This window comes from Micromonospora sp. NPDC023814 (assembly GCF_040639595.1).
Lineage (GTDB): Bacteria > Actinomycetota > Actinomycetes > Mycobacteriales > Micromonosporaceae > Micromonospora.
In genome coordinates this window covers 160,229-181,229 of sequence record NZ_JBFAAF010000003.1, presented here as the reverse complement: position 1 = coordinate 181,229, position 21,001 = coordinate 160,229, and the positions used below count along the sequence as shown (strand labels likewise).

The 21,001-nt window shown below is 74.3% G+C and carries 2 protein-coding genes; both read right to left on the bottom strand.

Annotated elements, in window-relative coordinates:
• Positions 1–244 precede the first annotated feature (244 nt).
• Entirely contained in the window at positions 245–1,477 is a 1,233-nt protein-coding gene (gene ccrA, locus AB0G14_RS02710) for a crotonyl-CoA carboxylase/reductase (RefSeq protein WP_357693020.1), read from the bottom strand.
• Positions 1,461–20,987, bottom strand: a complete 19,527-nt coding sequence (locus tag AB0G14_RS02705; RefSeq protein WP_357693017.1) for a non-ribosomal peptide synthase/polyketide synthase — start codon at positions 20,985–20,987, stop codon at positions 1,461–1,463. The genes ccrA and AB0G14_RS02705 overlap by 17 nt, the downstream gene beginning before the upstream one ends.
• Positions 20,988–21,001: the final 14 nt, after the last annotated feature.

Here is a 21,001-nt window from a genome sequence, read left to right as displayed (position 1 = left end):
GCGCCCACGCTGGGCTGGAGGCCGACGCCGGCCAGATCAACCGCGTCGAAGCCATGACCAGGGCTGATGGCCGCCCGCCTCGCCGGCGAGGGCGTCGGACCGCAAGGCCCCGACCGGGACGGCAGCCCGACTCCTCGACGACGAATCCCACCGGTAGTCGTTCTCCGGTGACCCGACACTCACCGACAGCCCTTCGACGCGAACGCGGAACGGCCCGCCACGGGCCCGTCCCGCGTCGCGCTGTTCAGCCTGTCTGCCCGGGTGCCGACGCACCGATCAGCACGGCCATGTTCCCCGGCTCGTGCCGGTTCTCGTACAGGGCCTGGTGCAGCGAACCGATCTCGCTGATCGGCTCGGCCACCGTCACGCACGGATCCAGCCGGCCCGCGCCGGCGAGCTGGACCATCGCCGCCGTCTCGCGGACGTTCGCCGCGTGCGAGCCCTGCAACCGCTTCTGGTGCATCCAGAGGAACCGCAGATCCAGGTCCCCGTTGTAGCCACTCGTTCCGGCGCAGGTCACCACCATGCCCGCGTTGTCGCACAGGTACACCGACGTCGGCAGCGTGTCGCGGCCCGGGTGCTCGAAGACGATCCGCGGGTTGCGGCGCTCACCGAGCACCTCCCAGAACTTGCGTCCGAAGGCCCGCACGCCGGCCATCCACCTCGCGTACTCCGGCGTGTCCTGGTCGGGCATCCGGCCCCAGTGGTCGAACTCGGACCGGTCGATCACCCCGACCGCGCCCAGCCGCCGGCAGTGCTCGGCCTTGGCCTCGCTGGACACCACAGCGACCGGCCGGCCACCGAACTGGCTCACCAACTGGATCGCCATCGACCCCAGACCGCCCGCGCCGCCCCACACCAGCACCGGGTCACCGGGTTGCACCGTGTGCGGGTGCCACCCGAACAGCTGTCGGTAGGCGGTCGCCGCGCAGCCGATCATCGCGCCGGCGCCCTCCCACGTCAGAGCGGGCGGCTTGGCATAACACTGGTACTCGTCGACCAGGCAGTACTGCGAGAAGGCCCCGAAGTTGCTCTCGTAGCCCCAGGCGACCTGGGATCGCGAAGCGGTCGGATCCACCCCGAGACGGATGTCGGGCGCGGACTCGTTCCATTGCAGGCCACCGAAGATGACATGGTCGCCCACGCGGAACTGGGTGACCTCGGAGCCGACGGCGTAGACCACACCGGAACCCTCGGTGCCGGCGATGTGGAAGTCGTGCGGGTCGCCCTTCTTCTGCCGAAGGGCGATCACGTCGGCGGGTGCGCCGAGCGCCGCCCACACGCCGTTGTAGTTGATGCCGGCCGCCATGACCGAGACCAGGACCTGCTTCGGGCCGACCGGCGGCACCTCGACGACCTCGATCTCGAACGCCTTCGCCGGCTGGCCGTACCGGCTGCGGCGGATCAGTGCCGCGTGCATGAATCGCGGAACCTCGCCCAACGGCGCGGTCGTACCCAGGTCATGAAGCTCCTGCATCGGTCACATCCCTTCTCGTACGGTGTGGAAGCCGGTCGCCGAGCCTCTCGACGACGACGGCGAGAGCTTCCGGACGCAGCAGGTCGCTGTGCGCGAACGGCAGCGCGTGGCCGGTCATCCGGCCGGTGACGAACGGCTTCCACCGGGCCACCGCCGCGCCCGGGTCGGTCCCGTCCGCGACGAACAGGTGCAAATCGCCGTCGAAGGCCTCTGGCCGGTACGACCGGCGAAGGCGCAAGCCGGCGCGGAACGTCTCGAGCACGGTCTCCACCCGGTCCGCGAGCAGGTCGCCCAGCGGCCCGCCGCGCTCCCGGAGTTCCTCGGCGGCCCGGGCCACGGTCAGCCCTTCCGTCCCGGTGGAGTCGAGTGTGACGTCCGCGGCCTCCAGCAGCACCGGTAGGACGTCCTCGGAAGCGGGCACGACGATGTCGTCCCCGTCGCGCGCCGGGAACGCGTCCAGCAGCGCCAGCAACTCGACCCGCTCCCCCGTCGCCTGCAACGCCGTCGCCATGGCGTGTGCCACCAGGCCGCCGAAGGACCAGCCGATGAGGTGGTAGGGCCCGTGCGGCTGGACCGCCCGCAGCTGCGCCACGTAGTCGGCGGCCATCTCCGCCACGTCGGCCGGTTGATACCCGGCAGTGCTGTAGGCGCGGGCCTGGAGCCCGTACACCGGCTGACCGGGCGGCAGGTGACGCAGCAGCCCGTAGTAGCGCCAGCTCAGGCCACCACCGGCGTGCACGCAGAACAGCGGCGGCCGGTCACCCGCGGCCCGCAGCGGGAGCAGCACGGCGAAGCTGTCGGCCGTGCCGGCCGCCGCGTCGTCCAGCGCCTCGGCGACCCGCGCCGGGGTGGGCCCGGCGAACAGCGCCTGGATGCTCAGCCCCGCGCCGAAGACCGTTCGCAGCCGGGTCAGCAACGCGGCGGCGAGCAACGAGTTGCCGCCCAGCCCGAAGAAGTCGTCGTCCAGCTGCACCCGCTCGATGCCGAGGACCTCCGCGAAGACCGCGCACAGCAGCACCTCGCGTGGGGTACGCGGTGACCGGCCCGCCCCGCCACCGACCGACGGCACCGGCAACGCGGCGCGGTCCAGCTTGGCGTTGCTGGTCAGCGGCAACCGCTGCAGCGTCACGAACGCCGAGGGCACCATGTAGTCGGGCAGCGACCCGCGCAGGTGCTCCACGAGCACCGGTGACTCCGGCACCGTGGCGCCGGGCGCCGCCACCAGGTAGGCCACGAGCCGCCGGTCGCCCGGCCGGTGCTCCTGGGCCAGGACGGCGGCCTGCCCGATCGCGGGGTGGCCGGTCAGTGCGGTCTCGATCTCGCCGGTCTCGATCCGGAAACCGCGGATCTTCACCTGGTCGTCGACCCGGCCGACGAACTCGAGTCGCCCGTCCGACCGCCACCGGACCAGGTCGCCGGTCCGGTACATCCGGGTGCCGGGCGGCCCGAAAGGATCGGCCGGGAACCAGCGCGCCGTCGTGGCCGGATCCCGCTCGTAGCCCTGCGCCAGACCGGATCCGGCGAGGTACAGCTCTCCCGCGACGCCGACCGGCACCGGGCGGACGAACGCGTCGAGGACGTAGCCGCGCATGTTGTCCAGCAGCCGGCCGATCGGCACGGTGTCGCCCACCGGGTCGCCCTGGCGCATCGCGTGGTGTACCGCGAAGACCGTCGCCTCGGTCGGCCCGTAGCCGTTGGTCACCACGGTCTGCGGGCACGCCGCGAGCACCGCGCGTACCGCGTCGGCGGAGACCACGTCGCCACCGGTGCGGACCTCGCGCAGACCCGCGAAGCAGGCCGGATCCTCCTCGGCCAGCAGCCGGAACAGCCCGGCCGACAGCCACAGGCCGGTGATCCGCTCGCCGACGACCAGGTCTCGCAGCACCGCGGTGTCCAGCGCTTGTGGCGGGGCGACGACGACCTCGCCGCCGTTGAGCAGCGGCACCCACCATTCCAGCGTCGAGGCGTCCCAGGCGTGCGGTGAGTGGAACAGCACGCGCTCCTGGCTGCCGGTACGCCAGCACCGGTCGGTCGCCAGCTCGACGACGTCGCGGTGGGTGACCGCAGCCCCCTTCGGCAGCCCCGTCGAACCCGACGTGTACATGACGTAGGCGACCTGGTCCGGCGCGACCGGCGGCAGGGCGTCGGGACCGGACGTGTGGCCGGTGTCGGCGAGATCGTCGAGCGTCACCGGGACGACCGTCACCCGGCCGTTCAGCCCGGCGAGCCAGTCGTCTGTGCGGTCGGCACCGGTGAGCAGGAACGGCGCCGCGGTCTCGCCCAGGATCAGCCGCTGCCGGGCGGCGGGGTGTTTCGGGTCGAGCGGGACGTACGCACCGCCCGCCCGGCCGACCGCGAGCGCGGCGACCACCAGCTCGACCGAGCGCTCGAACAGCAGCCCCACCCGCTGGTCCGGCCGCAGGCCCAGGCCGACGAGGCGGCGAGCCAGCCGGGTGGCGGCCGAGTCGAGTTCCCGGTAGGTCAGGGCGTGCCCGCCCAGCTTCAGCGCGGGCGCGTCCGGCCGCTCTGCCGCCACCCGCGCGAAGGCGTCGGTGATCGTCTGCGGGCCGTCGCCGACCGGCTGTCGCGTGGCGTTCCACTCGACCAGCAGGGTGTGCCGTTCGGTCTCGTCGAGCAGGGCGAGACGGCCCACCGGCTGGTCCCAGTCGGCCGCGGTGGCCGCCAGTACTCGCTCCAGCCGTCCCAGCAGCTCTCTGGCGGTCTCCGCAGAGAACAGGTCGCACCGGTAGTCCAGCCGCAGCCGCAGCCCGCCACGGGCCGGTGAGGCGGCCACGACCACCGGGTAGTGCGCGGAGTCACGGCCGTCGACCCGGGTGACCCGGAGGCCCTCCGGCGTGCCCGTGGCGTCGTCCCCGGCGGCGTCGATCGGGTAGTTCTCGAACACGAACGCCGTGTCGAACAGGTCACCGATGCCGGCCAGCCGCTGGATGTGCGCCAGGCCGAGGTGCTGGTGCGGGGTCAGTTCCGACTGTTCGTCCTGCACCCGCCGCAGCGCCTGCGGCCACGGCACGCCCGGGTCGAGGCGCACCCGGACCGGCACGGTGTTGATGAACAGACCGACCATCCTCTCGATGCCGGGCAGCTCCGGCGGCCGGCCGGACACGGTGGCGCCGAACACGACGTCCCGCCGGCCGGTCAGCCCGCCCAGCACGACCGCCCAGGCGGTCTGGAGCACGGTGTTGAGGGTCACCCCGGTCGCGGCGGCCCGACGTTGCACCGCCGTGGCGACATCGGCTGGCAGGTCGGCGAGGAGTCGCTCGGGCAGCCGGTCGGCCGGGCCGGGATCGGGCCGGCTGAGCCGGGTCGCCTCGGTGACGCCGGACAGCGCCTGACGCCAGGCCGCCTCGGTGCCGGCTCGGTCCTGCCCGGCGAGCCAGCGCAGGTAGCGGCGGAAGTCCACGGCCGGCGGCAGGCCGGCGGCCGACCCTCCAACGGCGTAGAGCCCCACCAGGTCGCGCAGCAGCAGCGGCGCCGACCAGCCGTCGAAGAGGATGTGGTGGTTGGTGAGGACCAATCGGTACCGCCGGTCGGCGATCCGCGCGAGCAGCAGGCGCAGCAGCGGCGGACGGTCCGGGTCGAAACCGGCCGCGCGTTCGGCCGCCGCCAACCGGTCCAGCGCGGCGTCGCGCTCCCCGTCGGGCAGGGATGTGACGTCGACCTCGGTCCACGGCAGCTCGACACGCTCGCGCACGTACTGCACCGCGGCGCCATCGATCAGGTATCGGAATCCGGCGCGCAGGTTCGGGTGGCGCTCCAGCAACGCCGCACCGGCCGCCCGCAGCGCCGCCGGGTCGAGGTCGCCCTCGCAGTCCACGGCGAGCTGCACCAGGTACGGGTCCGGCCCGTCGCCGCGGTGGTGGAGGTGGAAGAGCAGGCCCTCCTGCAGCGGCGCGAGCGGCAGCACGTCGGCCAGCCCGGCCGGGTCTTCCTGCAGCGCGTCGAGGTCCTGCTGGGTGAGGTCGACGAGCGGGAAGTCCGATGGGGTGTGCCCACCGTCGCCGGGCCGGCCGGCGCACTCCACCAACGCGGTGAGCGCCGCGTGCCACAGCTCGGTCAGCTCCCGCACCTCGGCGGCGTTGAACATGCCCGCCGGCCAACTCCAGCGGCTGAGCAGCCGGGGACCGCCGGCGTCGTCGCGGGTGATGGCGCTGATGTCCAGTACGTGCGAGACGGCCAGGCCGGGATCGCTGCCGGGCAGCCGGAGTTCGTCGGCGGGGGCCGGCGACCAGCCGGTGCCGGTGCCGACGGACGCGGCACCACCGGAACGGCCGAGGTAGTTGAAGCCGATCTGCGGCCCGGCGAGCGGGGCGAGCACCGCGGCGGTGTCCGGGTTGAGGTGGCGCAGCAACCCGTAGCCCAGGCCGTTGTCCGGCAGCGCACGCAGGGTCTCCTTGACGCGCTTGAGGAGCGTGCCGGCGTCGGACGCACCATCCGGGTCGATGCCGCCGAGGTCCACCGCGACCGGGTACATCGTGGTGAACCAGCCCACGGTGCGGGTCACGTCCAGACCCGCACCCGCGTCCTCGCGGCCGTGGCCCTCGACGTCGACGAGCACCGCCGATGCGACGGTGCCGCGCCGTTGCCGCCACCGGGCCACGGCCAGGGCGAGCCCGGTCAGCAGGACCTCGTTCGGCTGCGCGTGGAACGCGGCCGGGACGGACGTGAGCAACGCAGCGGTGACCTCGGCCGGCAGCTCGGCGGTGACGGCCTGCGCCGTGCCGCGCACGTCGCGGCCGGGATCGAGCGCCCGGGCACCGAGCGGCGGCTCCGGACGGGCCAGCATCCGCGACCACAGCGGCAATTCGGCCACCCGCCGCGGATCGTGCGCCGCCTCGCGCAACGCCAACGCCCAGCGGCGCAGCGAGGTGGGCACCGGCGGGAGCACGACGGGCTCGTCACCGGTCGCCGACTCCCACGCCGCAGCCAGGTCCGGCAGCAGGACGCTCCAGGAGACCCGGTCGACGACGAGGTGGTGCGCAACGATCAGCAGCCGGCCCGGCGTCTGCGGCCCGGCGTCGAACCAGACGACCTCGGCGACCGCGCCGGCGTCCGGGTCGAGCCGGCGGCGGGCCGCCTCGCCGTGGGTGCCGAGCGCCTCGCGCAGGGCTGCCGCGTCCAGGCCCACCACGTCGACCCGGCGCACCCGGTCGGCGGCGGCCACGCTGCCGCGCGGCCCGACCGACAGTTCCCAGGCGTTCGGACGCCGGTGCAGGCGGATCCGCAGCGCGTCGTGGTTGTCCACGACGGCCTGCACCGCGCGGGTGAGCCGGTCCAGCCCGATACCGCCCGGAACCCGCAGCAGCCGCGACTGGTTCAGGCCCTCGACGGGGCCGGTGAGCCCGCGCAGCCACGACACGATCGGCGTCGGCGGCACCGTGCCGGTGCCGTCGTCGGCCGCCGCGTCCGGCGGGTCGGCCTCGGTGACGACAGCGGCGAGGGCGGCGACGGTCTGGTGCCGGAAGATGTCGCGCGGGGTGAACAGCAGTCCGGTGGCGCGCGCCCGGCTGACCAGCTGGATGGCGACGATGCTGTCGCCGCCGATCGCGAAGAAGTTGTCGTCCACGCCGACCCCGTCCAGCCCCAGCACGCCGGCGACGAGCGCGCAGAGCTGCGCCTCGCGACCGTCGGCGGGCTCCCGCCGGGTGCCGGAGGGGTCGCGGAGCGCGGGCAGGGCGGCCCGGTCGACCTTGCCGTTGACTGTCAGCGGTAGTTCGGGCATGCGCACGAAGGCCGACGGGACCATGTAGTCGGGCAGCATTCCGGCCAGGTGGGCACGCAGCTCCGGCTCACCCGGGTCGGCGCCCGGGCGCGCGACGACGTAGGCGACCAGGCGCCGGTCGCCGGAAGCACCCGCTCGCACCAGCACGAGCGCCTGCGCCACACCCGGCGCGGTGGCCAGTGCCGCCTCGATCTCGCCCAGCTCGATCCGGAAGCCGCGCAGCTTCACCTGGTGGTCGGCCCGGCCGAGGAAGTCCAGCTGGCCGTCGGCGCGCCGGCGGACCAGGTCGCCGGTGCGGTACATCCGCTCGCCCGGCCCGCCGAAGGGATCGGCGACGAACCGGTCCGCGGTGAGCCCGCTCTGTCCGAGGTAACCCCGGGCAAGGTTGATGCCGGAGAGGTACAGCTCGCCCGGGACCCCGGCCGGGACCGGGTTCAGGTGGGCGTCGAGGACGTACGCCCGGGTGTTGGGCAACGGCCGTCCGATCGGCGGCACACCCGCCCGCGCCTCGAGGGGTTCGGTCATCGTCGCGCAGACCGTCGCCTCGGTGGGTCCGTACGCGTTGAACATCCGCCGTCCCGCGGCCCAGCCGGCCGCCAGATCGGCCGGCGGTGCCTCACCGACGACGGCCAGCGTGCGCACGGACGGCAGGCTGCCGACGGAGAGCCTGCTGAGCACCGCGGGCGGCAGCGTCACGTGGCTGACCTGCCGCTCGGCGATCAGCTCCGGAAGGTTGGCCAACTGCACGAGCCGGTCGGCGATCCCCAGCACGATGCACGCGCCCGAGACCAGCGGCGCGCACAGCTCCGACAGCGCGGAGTCGAAGCTCAGGGATGCGAACTGGAGCAGCCGTGCGCCGGGACCGAGGTCGTACGCGACCTTGCGGGTCAGGACCAGATTGGGAATGCCTCGATGGGTCAGCACGACCCCCTTGGGGCGGCCGGTCGACCCGGAGGTGTAGATGACGTAGGCGGGATGGTCGGCAGTCAGCGGCGCCGTTCGGTCGGCGTCGGTCAGGTCGCTGTCCGCCCGGGCGGCGAGGTCGGCACGCACGCCCGCGTCGTCGAGCAGGAGCCGGTGGGCGGCGGTGACGGGCAGTTGCCCCGCGACCGCTGAGGTGGTGACCAGCACGGCCGGCGTGGCGTCGGTGAGCATCAGTGCGATGCGCTCGGCCGGATAGTCCGGATCGATCGGCAGGTAGGCCGCACCGCTCTTGAGCACCGCCAGCACGGCAACGACCATGTCGACCGAGCGCGGCACGGCGAGCGCGACGAGCTGCTCCGGTCCGGCCCCGTGGTCGCGCAGCAGGCGGGCGAGGCGGTTGGCGCGGGCGTTGAGCTCGGCGTAGGAGACCACCTCGGTGCCGAACTCCACCGCCGGCGCGGCTGGCGTGTGGGCGGCCTGCGCCTGGACCAGGTCGGGCACGAGGACGTCCGGTGCCGGACTGGCGGCGTGCTGCCACTCGGCGAGCAGTTCCCGGCGCTCGTCGGCGTCGAGCAGGTCCACCGCGCCGATCCGCTGATCGGGTTCCCGCAGGACGGCGTCGAGCAGGCGTACGAACCGGGAAGCGATCGTCTGTGCGGTGCCGCGTTCGAACAGGTCCTCGGCGTAGGCGAGGGTGCCGGTCATCCCGGCGGGCCGGCCGTCGGCGCCGGAGCTCTCGGCCAACCGCACCGACAGGTCGAACTTCGCCGACGTGGGCCCGGTTCCGGTGTCGAGCTGGTCGCTCTCGGCCCTGAGGCCGGCGGAGTCGAGGCTGGGCGCGAGGGCGGCGGGGGCGCTCGCCGGTTGCAGCGACAGCATGACCTGGAAGAGCGGATGCCGCGCCAGGGACCGCACCGGGTTGAGTACCTCCACCAGACGCTCGAACGGCAGATCCTGATACCCGTACGCCGCCAGGTCGGCCTCCCGCACCCGGCCCAGCAACTCCCGGAACGACGGATCCCCACCCGTGTCCGTCCGCAACACCACCGTGTTGACGAAGAACCCCACCAACTCGTCGAGCGCATCGTCGGACCGGCCCGCCACCGGCGTACCGATCGGCACGTCCGACCCCGCGCCCAACCGGGTCAGCAACGCCGCCAGCGCCGCCTGCACCACCATGAACACACTCGTCCCCGTCGACCGCGCCACGGCGGTCGCCCGGGCGTGCAGCCCGGCGTCGAGGACGAGCGGGACGGTGCCGCCGCGGTGGGACAGCGCCGCGGGCCGCGGGTGGTCGAAGGGCAGCGTCAGCTCCTCGGGCAGCGCGGCCAGGGTCTTGGTCCAGTAGGCCAGCTGCTGGGCGATCGGGCTGTCCGGGTCGCTCTCACTGCCCAGCCACCGGTGCTGCCAGAGCGCGTAGTCGGCGTACTGCACCGGCAACGGCTGCCATCCGGGGGCATTCCCGGTGCGCCGGGCGGCGTAGGCCTCGGCCAGGTCACGCGCGAGCGGCCCGGCCGACCAGCCGTCGGTGGCGATGTGGTGACAGGTCACGACGAGCAGGTGCTCGAGCGGGCCGAGGGCCACCAGAGCGGCGCGCACCGGCGGCTCGGCCGCCAGGTCGAAGGCGCGGTCGAGCTGTTCGCGGACGCAACGATCGGCGTCGCCCGGCGCGGGGTGCAGCACCGGAAGGGCGGGGACGGCCGCCGTGGCAGGCAGGACCACCTGGAACGGCTCCTGATCGATCTCACGGAAGACCGTTCGAAGGCTCTCGTGCCGGGCCGCCACGTCGGCGAACGCCTGCCGCAGCGCGTCGGCGTCGAGGTCGCCGCGCAGCCGCAGCACCATCGGCACGTTGTAGGTGGCGCTCGGCCCCTCCAACTGGTTGATCAGCCAGAGCCGACGCTGGGCGTAGGACAGCGGGATCCGCTCCGGCCGCGCCACCACCTCGAGGGGCGGGCGGGCCGGCGCCCCACCGGTCAGCCTGCGGGCCAGCGCCGCCACCGTGGGGGTCTCGAAGACCTGGCGGACCGGCACCTCCTCGCCGAAGGCCGAGCGGATCCGGCTCACCAGCCGGGTCGCCGCCAGGGAGTGACCGCCCAACTCGAAGAAGTTGTCGTCGACGCCGACCCGGGCCACCCCCAGCACCTCGGCGAACAGCGTGCAGAGCAGGTCCTCACGCGGATCGGACGGGCCCCGCCCGGACGGTGCGGACGGCAGCTCGGGTACGGGCAGGGCCTTGCGGTCGAGCTTGCCGTTCGCGTTGAGCGGCAACGCGTCCAACCCCAGGAACGCCGCGGGGACGAGCTGCTCCGGCAGCGTGCGCCGCAGGTGCCGGCGAAGCTCGGCCGGCGACGGCAGCGTGGCGCCGGCTGCCGGGACCGCGTAGCCGACGAGACGATCGGCGTGCACGGCGACGGCGGCCCGGTCCACCGCCGGGTGCGCGGCCAGAACCGTCTCGATCTCGCCCAGCTCGATCCGCACACCGCGGACCTTGACCTGGTCGTCGGCGCGGCCGGCGAAGAAGAGGTCACCCTCGGCGTCGCGTCGCGCCAGGTCCCCCGTGCGGTACATGCGGGCGCCGGGCGGACCGTAGGGGTCGGCGACGAACCGACCCGCGGTCAGACCGGGCCGCCGGTGGTAACCACGGGCGACCCCGACGCCGCTGATGTACATCTCACCGACGACCCCCGCGGGCACCGGCTGGAGGCAGGCATCGAGCAGGCGCACGGTGACGCCGTCGTTGGGCCTGCCGATCGGCGTGCCGCCCGCGTTCGCCGGCGTCAGCCGGCCCAGCGTGCAGTGGATCGACGCCTCGGTCGGCCCGTAGGTGTTGAACATCCTCCGGCCGCCGGCCCACCGCTGCGCGAGCGCGGGCGGGATGGCCTCGCCGCCGACGAGCAGCGTGTGCAGGCCCGGCACCCGGTCCCGGTCGACCAACGCCAGCACCGACGGCACCAGGACGGCCAGGTCGACGTCGTGCCGCTGGATGAGCTCCGCCAGGTCCTCGCCGGAGACCATCGCCTGGGCCGGGCCGAGGCACAGGGTGGCACCGGACCCGAGGGCGATGAACGTCTCCCAGACGGAGTTGTCGAATCCGGCCGAGGCGTGCTGGAGCACGGTCCGGCCGGGACCCGCGCCGAACGCCCGTACGGACGCCTCGATGATCGGCACGACAGTGCGGTGCTCGACGACGACGCCCTTGGGGCGGCCGGTCGAACCGGACGTGTAGATCACGTACGCCGGGTTGGCGGGGTGACGCTCTACCGTGGGTTCGCCGGTGGGCAGCCGGGTCAGATCCTCACGGTCGAGGACCAGGACCGCACGGTCCGCGATCCGCGGCCACCGGTCGGCGACTTCGGCGGCGGTGACCAGCAGGACGGGATCCGCGTCGGAGAGCAGATAGGCGATCCGCTCCGGCGGGTGCTCGGTGTCCAGCGGCAGGTACGCGGCGCCGGTCTTCAGCGTGGCGAGGATGGCGACCACCAGGTCGACCGAGCGGGGCACGGCGACGGCGACGGTCTTCTCCGGCCCGGCGCCGCGGTCGGCAAGCGCGTGCGCCAGCCGGTTCGCCCGCCGCACCAGCTCGGCGTAGGTCACCTCGGTCTCGCCGTACACCACGGCGACCGCGTCGGGCGTGCGGCTGGCCTGCGCGGTGACGAGGCCGTCGAGGGTCGACGTCCGCTCACGCACCGCTTCGGCCGCGGCGGTGAGCAGGTCCCGCTCCGGTGCGGTGAGCACGTCCAGCGCGCCGATCCGGGCGGCCGGGTCGGTGACGAACGCGCGCAGCACCCGGACGTACCGCTGGAGCATGGTGTCCACGGTGGAGGCGTCGAAGAGGTCGGCGCTGTACTCCACGACGCCCTCGATCCCCTCGGCCTGCCCGCCGGAGCCCCGCCGCTCCCCCATCGCGAACGACAGGTCGAACTTCGCCACGTCGGCAGCTCCGGCCACCGCGCTGAGGCTCAGCCCGGGCAGCTGGATGCTCGCCTCGGGGGTGTTCTGCAACGACAGCATGACCTGGAACAACGGGTGCCGGGAGAGGGAGCGTGCCGGGTTGAGCACCTCGACGAGCCGTTCGAAGGGCAGGTCCTGGTGCTCGTACGCGGCCAGGTCGGTCTCCCGGACGCGGGCGATCAGCTCCTGCGCGCTCGGGTTGCCGGCGGTGCTCGTGCGCAGCACCAGGGTGTTGATGAAGAAGCCGACGAGGTCGTCCAGGGTGCTGTCGGTCCGCCCGGCGATCGGGCTGCCGACCGGGATGTCGGTGCCGGCGCCGAGCCGGGTCAGCAGCGCGGCGAGGCCCGCCTGCAACACCATGAAGAGGCTGGCCTTGTTCCGCCGGGCCAGGACGCCGAGCTGCTTGTGCAGTTCCGCGTCGAGGGTGAATCGGATCTTGCCTCCCTGGTACGACGACACTGCCGGACGGCGCCGGTCGACCGGAAGGTCCAGTTCCTCGGGGAGCCCGGCGAGGACGGTGGTCCAGTAATCGCGCTGCCGGGCGATCGGGCTGTCCGGATCGTCCTCGTCGCCGAGCCACTCCCGCTGCCAGGCCGCGTAGTCGGCGTACTGGACAGGGAGCGCCGGCAGGTCGGCGACCCGGTCGTCGCGCCGCGCGGTGTAGGCGAGGGCGAGGTCGCGGGCCAGCGGCCGCATCGACCAGCCGTCGCCGGCGATGTGGTGCAGCACCGCGACGAGCACGTGCTCGCCCGGGCCCGTGGCCAACAGCACCGCCCGCAGGGGCAGCTCCTCGGCGAGCCGGAACCCGCGCCGGATCAAGGCCTGTACCTCGGCCGCCACGCCGCCGGGCCCCGGCTCGGCCAGCGGAAGCGCCACCATCCCCGCCGCCCGTGCCGGGTCGAGGATGAGCTGCCGCGGCTCGCCGTCGGCCTCCGGGAACAGTGTGCGGAGACTCTCGTGCCGCACGACCACGTCGCGCAGCGCGGCGAGCAGGGCGTCGCGGTCGAGGTCGCCGCGTAGCCGCAGCACCATCGGGATGCTGTACAGCGGGCTCGCGCTCTCCAGCTCGTTGAGGAACCACAGCCGGCGCTGCGCGAAGGACAACGGCACGGTGCCCGTGCGCGGCACGGCCACGACCGGCGCCCGGCCTCGCCCCGCCGACTCGGCGAGCCGGCGGGCCACGCCCGCGGCCGTCGGCGTCTCGAACAGCGCCCGGATCGGCAGCTCCGCGCCGAACGTGGCCCGGACCCGGCCGACCAGCCGGGTCGCCGACAGCGAGTGCCCGCCCAGCTCGAAGAAGTTCTCGTCCACGCCGACCCGGCCGATGCCGAGCACCTCGGCGAACAGACCGCAGAGGATCTCCTCCTGCGGGTTGCGCGGCGGACGCGCCTCGGCCAGCCCGCCCACGACCGGCACCGGCAGGGCCCGCCGGTCCACCTTGCCGTTGGGGGTCAGCGGCAGCTCGTCCAGGGCGACCACGGTCTGCGGCACCATGTACTCGGGAAGGCTCTCACCGACGAACCGGCGGACCTCGGCGGCCACCGGCCGGTGCCCGTCGCGCCCGACCACGTACGCCACCAGGCGCCGGTCGCCCGGCAGGTCCTCGCGCACGATCACGGCGGCGCGGGCGATGCGGGGATGGCGGCTCAGCGTGGCCTCGATCTCGCCCGGCTCGATCCGGAAGCCGCGCACCTTCACCTGGTCGTCGACGCGGCCGACGAAGTCGAGCGTGCCGTCGGCGTTCCACCGGACCAGGTCGCCGGTGCGGTACATGCGGGAGCCGGCCGGTCCGAACGGGTCGGCGACGAACCGTGCCGACGACAGGGCGGCGCGGCGCAGGTATCCGCGCGCGACCCGGTCCCCGGCGAGATAGAGCTCACCGACGGCGCCGGCGGGCAGCAGCCGAAGGCCGCTGTCGAGGACGTAGCAGCGGGTGTTCGGCAGCGGGCGGCCGATCGGCACGGCGCCCGCCGGGACCGGCGCACCGGCCGGGATGCGGTGTTCGGTGGCGCTGACGGTGGTCTCGGTCGGGCCGTAGACGTTGAGGACCGCGACGTCCGGATGCTGCTGCCGCCAGTCGTCGAGCTGAGCGCCGGTCAGCGGTTCGCCGGCCAGCAGCAGCTCCTGCGTCGGTGCCAGGTCGACCGCCGCGGACTGCATCAGCGTCAGGTGGCTCGGGGTGCCCTTGAACAGCGTCCAGCCGGAGGGCCGAGTGGGGTGCGCGCGATCCGGGACCGCGTCCTCGATGGCGGCCAGGCGGACGCAACCACCCGTCACCAGCGGGGTGTGCAGTGCGGTCACCGACATGTCGAACGACACCGACGAGTGCATCAGCGCCACCCCGGCGGCCGACGGGTAGGCGGCGGCCGCGTGCCCGAGGTAGTCGGCCAGCATCCGGTGTTCCACGACGACGCCCTTGGGCCGACCCGTCGAGCCGGACGTGTAGATCACGTACGCGGGGTGCCGGTCGAGCAGCATGGCGGTGCGGTCGGCGTCGGTCAGGTCACCGTCGTCCGCGGCGTCGACCTCGGCCGCGACGGCGGGATCGTCGACGGCGACGACGGGTACGTCGGCCAGCCGCCAGCGGGCGGCGACCTCCCGCGTCGTGAGGAGCACGACCGGCGCGGCGTCGGCGGCCATGAACGCGGCCCGCTCCGCCGGGTAGTCCGTGTCCAGGGGCAGGTACGCGGCGCCGGTCTGGGTGATCGCGTGCAGCGCCACCACGAGGTCGGTGCCGCGGGGTACGGCGAGCGCGACGATCCGCTCCGGTTCGGCGCCACGGGCGACGAGTACCCGCGCCAGCCGGTTCGCCCGGCGGCGTAGCGCGTCGTAGGTCACGGCCTCGGTCGCATCGACGAGCGCGATGGCGTCCGGGGTGCGGTGGGCCTGGGCGAGCAGCAGGCCGGGCAGGGTACGGCCCGGGCTGTCCACGCGCGACGGCCCGGCGCCGGCGTCGAGCATGCGGCGGCGTTCGGCGGCGAGCAGCGGCTCGATGGCGGCGACCCGGGCGGCGGGATCGCCGGCGAAGCGGGACAGCACCCGCGCCAGCCGGTCCAGCAGCCCGTCGACGGCCTCCGGTGTGAAGAGGTCGGGCCGGTAGTTCATCCGCAGGTGCAGCCGGGCGCCCGGTACGGCGGTGAGGCTGAGCGGGTAGTGCGAGACGGTACGGCCGGGCACCGCCTCGATCCGCAGTCCGGTGTCCGCGATGTCGGGTGCCGTCGGCAGGGCCGGATAGCTCTCGAACGCCACCGCGGTGTCGAAGAGCTCCTCGGCTCCGACCATCTGCTGGATGTCGGCGAGGCTGAGGTGCTGGTGCGCCATCAGCGCCGACTGCTCCGCCTGCACCCGCCGCGCCAGATCGCCGAGGGTGTCCGCGGCGTGCGGCCGGATCCGGACCGGCACGGTGTTGATGAACAGGCCCACCATCCGCTCGACGCCGGGGACCTCCGGCGGGCGTCCGGCCACGGTGGCGCCGAAGCAGACGTCGTCGCGGCCGGTGGCCGAGCGCAGCAGCAGCGCCCAGGCGCTCTGCACGACGGTGTTGACGGTGACGCCGATCCCGCGGGCGACCGACGCCAGCGCTTTGGTCTCCGCCTCGGGCACCTCGATCGAGGTCGACTCCGGCCGCAGTGGCCGACGGGCCCGGTCGGCGGGGGCGAGCAGGGTCGGCCCGTCGAGGCCGTCGAGGGCCTCCCGCCAGCGGGCTTCGGCCTCGATGCGCTCGTGACCGGCGAGCCAGGCGAGGAACTCGCGGTAGCGGCCGGCCGGCGGCAGTCGCCGCCCGTCGCCGTGCCGGTACAGCAGGAAGAGTTCCTCCATCAGGATGGGGCGGGACCAGCCGTCGACCAGGATGTGGTGGGTGCTGACGATGAACCGGTGCTGCTGCGGGCCGGTGCGCAGCAGGGTGAACCGCAGCAGTGGCGCCCGCCCCAGGTCGAAGCGGGTCCGCCGGTCCTCCCGGGTGAGCCGGTCGGCCTCGGCCGCGATCTCCGCTTCGGGCAGGCCGGTCAGGTCGACCTCGCGCCAGGGCGTGTCCACCTCGGCGAGGATCACCTGCACAGGCTCGCGCAGACCCTCATGGCAGAAGGCCGCCCGCAGGTTGTCATGGCGGCGCAGCAGCACACCGGCGGCGGCGCGCAGGGCGGCGCTGTCCAGCGGCCCGGTGATGTCCAGGACCGTCTGCACCATGTAGACGTCGGGCGCGTTCTCGTCGAAGAGCGTGTGGAACAGCAACCCCTTCTGCAGCGGCGCCAGCGGCAGCAGGTCGGCGGCGCCCGGGTGCTGGCCGAGCAGCTGGGCGATCTCGTCGGCACCCAGCGTGACGAGCGGGAAGTCCGACGCGGCGCGGGCGGCGACGCCGACGCCCGGCGCGGCCGCCCGGTCCACCAACGCGCGGGCCGCACGCTGCCAGAGTTCGCCCAGCTCGCGGACGTCCGCCTCGCCCAGCAGCGTCTGCGGCCAGGTCAACGAGGTGATCAGCCGGGGGCCGTCCGACCCGTCCTGGGCGAAGAGGTTCAGCTCGATCGCGTGGGCAGGGGGCAGCTCGCCGCCCCGGTCGGTGCCGAGCGCGGCGAGCGCCGGGTCGGGCTGCCATTCCCCGCCGCCGTCCGCGGAGCCGGAGCCGATACGGCCGAGGTAGTTGAAGCCGATCTGCGGGCGCGGCGAACCGGCCAGCCGCGCGCCGGCGGCCGCGCCGCCGTAACGCAGAATGCCGTAGCCGAGGCCGTCGTCGGGCAGCCCGGCCAGCAGGTCCTTGACCGCGGCCACCGTACGGTCCAGCGCCTGCGGTGCCCACCGGCCGGTCGCGTCGGCCGGGGCGCCGGTGAGGCGGACGGGGTACAGGGAGGTGAACCAGCCGACCGTCCGGGACAGGTCGGCCCCGGGCAACAGCTCACCGCGTCCGTGCCCCTCCAGGTCGACCAGCACGCCGGCGTGGCTGTCCTGGCCGCGGGAGCGGCGCCACTGTGTGACCGCGAGGGCGAGGGCCGCCAGCAGCACGTCGTTGACCCGGGCGTGGAGGGCGGCCGGCACCGAGCTGAGCAGCGGCCCGGCCACCGCCGGTGGCAGCTCCAGGTTGAGGGTGCGCAACGTCTGCGCGGTGTCGCGCGTGACATCCAGCGGCCGGCCGCCGATCAGCGGCTCCGGTTCGCGGAGCATCGCCGCCCACCGCTCGGCCTCGGCCGCCCGCGCCGGATCGGCCGAGGCGGCCCGCAGCGCGGTGGCCCAGCGCCGGAACGAGGTGCCGCCGGGCGGCAGGACGACCGGCTCCCCCGCCGCGACCGCGGTCCACGCCTGTGCCAGGTCGGGCAGCAGCACCCGCCAGGAGACCCCGTCGACGACGAGGTGGTGCAGCACCAGCAGCAGCCGGCCGGGCCGGTCGGGGCCGGCGTCGAACCAGACCGCCCGGACCATCCGCCCGTGCGCCGGGTCCAGCTCACCCTTGGCGGTCGCGGCCTGTCCGGCCAGGAGCGCGACGGCGTCCGCGTCGCCGAGGGCCGCGACGTCGACCCGGCGCAGCAGCCCGGCGGCGTCGACGCTGCCGGGCGGCCCGATCCGCAGCACCGGCCTGCCGTCTTGACCGTCGGCGAGCCGGGCGCGCAGCACGGGATGGTGGTCGAGCACCGCGCGCAGGACGGCGGTGAGCCGGTCGGCGTCCAGGCCGGCCGGCACGCGCAACAGCATCGACTGGGCCAGCCGCTCGAACGGCCCGCCACGCTCGCGGAACGCGTGCATGATCGGGGTCAGCGGCGCGTCGCCCGTACCGTCGTCGGCGGGCTCCGCATCCGGGTGCGTCTGCTCGGCGGCGACCGCCGCCAGCGCGGCCGCGGTGGGGTTCTGGAAGATGTCGCGCGGAGTCAGCCGCACGCCGGCCTTACGCAGCCGGGCCACGAGCGCGATGGCGAGGATGCTGTCGCCGCCGAGGTCGAAGAAGTTGTCGTCCGGGCCGGCCTGCGGGACGCCGACGACGGCCGCGACGGCCTCGCAGATCACCGCCTCCTCGGGCGTACGCGGCGCGCCGGTCGTGGCGGGACCGGACGCCGGCGCGGGCAGGGCCCGCCGGTCCAGCTTGCCGCTCGGGTTGAGCGGGAACTCGTCCAGCGTCACCAGCGCCGTCGGCACCATGTACTCCGGTAGCCGCCGCCGCAGGCGTTCCTGGAGGCCCGCGAGGGCCGGGGCCGGGCCGGCGGGAACCACGTAGGCGACCAGCCGTTGGCCGCCGGAGCGGTCGACGCGGAACAGCACCACCGCGCGGGCCACTCCCGGGCACGCGGCGAGCGCCGCCTCGATCTCGCCGAGTTCGACCCGCTGGCCGCGCACCTTCACCTGGCCGTCGGCGCGACCGAGATAGTCCAGGATGCCGTCGGCGCGCCAGGACACGAGGTCGCCGGTGCGGTACATCCGTGCGCCGCCACCGGCGAACGGATCGGCGACGAACCGGTCGGCGGTGAGACCGTGCCGGCGCAGGTATCCGCGGCCCAGCTGCGCGCCGGCCAGGTACAGCTCACCGGTCACCCCCGGCGGCACCGGCCGCAGCGCGGCGTCGAGCACGTAGACCCGGCTGTTCCACACCGGGCGGCCGATCGGCACGGCCTGGCCGGTCGCCTCCGCCGGGACCTCGCAGGCGATGATCTCCACAGCGGCCTCGGTGGGCCCGTAGAGATTGTGCAGCTCGGCATCGACGGTGCGGTGGAACCGCTCGGCGACCTCGGCGGACAGCGCCTCGCCGCTGCACAGCACCCGGCGCAGCGTGCCGAGCCGGGCGGCGGCCGGTTCGCGGAGGAAGACGTCGAGCAGGACCGGCACGAAGTGGACGGTGGTGACCCGTTCCCGGTCGATGAGCTCGGCCAGATAGGCCGCGTCGCGGTGACCGTCCGGTCGCGCGATCACCAGGGTGGCGCCGGCCTGGAGCGGCCAGAACAGCTCCCAGACCGACACGTCGAAGCTGACCGGGGTCTTCTGCATCACCCGGTCCTCGGCGGTGAGGGGATAGCGGTCCTGACCCCACCGCAGGCGGTTCGCGACGGCCTCGTGCGCGACCACGACGCCCTTGGGCCGCCCGGTCGAGCCGGAGGTGTAGATGACGTACGCCGCGTGGCCGGGCAGCAGCGCCGTGACCGGGGCGGTGGCGGGCTGGGCGGCGAGGTGCTCATGCAGCGCCGGGTCGTCCAGCACGACCGTAGGCGTGTCGCCCGGCAGCTCACCGGCGACGGACCCGACGGTGAGCACGCACACCGGTGCGGCGTCGGCGAGCATGAACGCCAGCCGCTCGGCCGGATAGCCGGTGTCCAGCGGCACGTAGGCGCCACCGGCCTTGTGCACGGCGTACAGCGCGACGAGCAGGTCGATGCTGCGCGGCACGGCGACCGCGACGGTGCGCTCCGGCCCGACGCCGCGCGCGACGAGCAGGTGCGCCAGACGGTTCGCCCGCTCGTTGAACTGCGCGTACGTGAGGGTCTCGCCCTCGGACACCAGCGCCGGGTGCTCCGGGCTGCGCGAGACCTGGGCCTCGAACAGCGCCGGCAGGGTAGCCGGCGGCAGCGGGTGCGCGGTGTCGTTCCAGCCGGTCAGGATCCGCTCCCGTTCGGCCGGTTCGAGGGTGTCGATGCGGGCGAGGATCAGGTCCGGGTTGGCGGCCATCGCCGCCAGTACGCGCGTCAGCCGGTCGAGGACCCCTTCCGCGACGTCCACGCCGATCAGGTCCGCCCGGTGGTCCACCCGCAGGACGAGGTCGTCGCCGGCGTTGGCGGCGACCAGGGTGAGCGGGTAGTGCGTGGCGTCGCGCCCGTGCAGCCCGACCACCCGGAGGCCGGGAGCGACCTCCGCGTCGCGGTCGGAGACCGGGTAGTTCTCGTAGACGAACGCGGTGTCGAACAGTTCCCCGCCGACGACCTGTTGGATGCGCGCCAGCCCGAGGTGTTGGTGCTCGCGCAGGCCCGCCTGCTCGTCCTGCAGCCGCGCGGCGATCTGCGTCCAGGCCCGCGCCGGGTCCAGCCGGACCCGCACCGGGACGGTGTCCAGCAGCAGGCCGATCATCGTCTCGCTGCCCGGCAGCTCCGCGGGCCGGCTCGCCACGATGGCACCGAAGACCACGTCGGTGCGCCCCGTGAGCCCCCCGAGCACCGTTGCCCACGCGGTCTGGAGCACGGTTCCCACCGTCAGCCCGGCCGCCGCGGCCCGCTCCCTCAAGGCGCCGCTCAGGTCGGCCGGCAGCGGCCGCACCAGCCGCTCCGGCATCGCGCTGCGCCGGCCCGGGTCCGTCGGCGCCAGGCGGGTCGGTTCGTCGACCCCGGCGAACGCCGTCCGCCATGCCTGCGCCGCAGCGTCCCGGTCGCGACCCGCGAGCCAGCTCAGATATTCCCGGTACGGCGTGGCGGGCGGCAGCACAGCCAGGTCGCCGCGCGAGCCGTAGAGCGCGAACAGCTCCCGCAGCAGCAAGGGCATCGACCAGCCGTCGAGCAGAATGTGGTGGATCGTGACGACCAGCCGGTGCCGCCCGACGCCGCGGGCGGCGAGCACGAATCGCATGAGCGGCGGTGCACCGAGGTCGAAACGGTGCGCCCGCTCGTCGTCAGCCAGCCGCCGCAACTCCTCGTCGGCCTCGGCCTCCGTCAGTCCACCGAGGTCGCGTACGACCCACGGCAGCGTCGCCTTCTTGGGTACCACCGCGAGCATGCGGTCCGCCCGCTGGTAACGGAACGCGGCGCGCAGGTGGGGATGCCGGTCCAGCAGGGCCTCCGCCGCCGTCCGCAGGCGCTCGGCGTCGAGCTCGCCGGCCAGGTCGAGGGCCATCTGCACCGTGTAGACGTCGGTCCCGTCGTCGTACACGCTGTGGAACAGCAGGCCTTCCTGCAACGGCGACAACGGCAGAATCTCCGAGATCCCTGACTGCATCGCGGTGGTGTGCC

What these genes read in the sequence shown, in the direction of transcription:
- ccrA (WP_357693020.1), bottom strand. Translation starts at nt 1,477, where the DNA reads ATGCAGGAGCTTCATGACCTGGGTACGACCGCGCCGTTGGGCGAGGTT.
- AB0G14_RS02705 (WP_357693017.1), bottom strand. Translation starts at nt 20,987, where the DNA reads ATGCAGTCAGGGATCTCGGAGATTCTGCCGTTGTCGCCGTTGCAGGAA.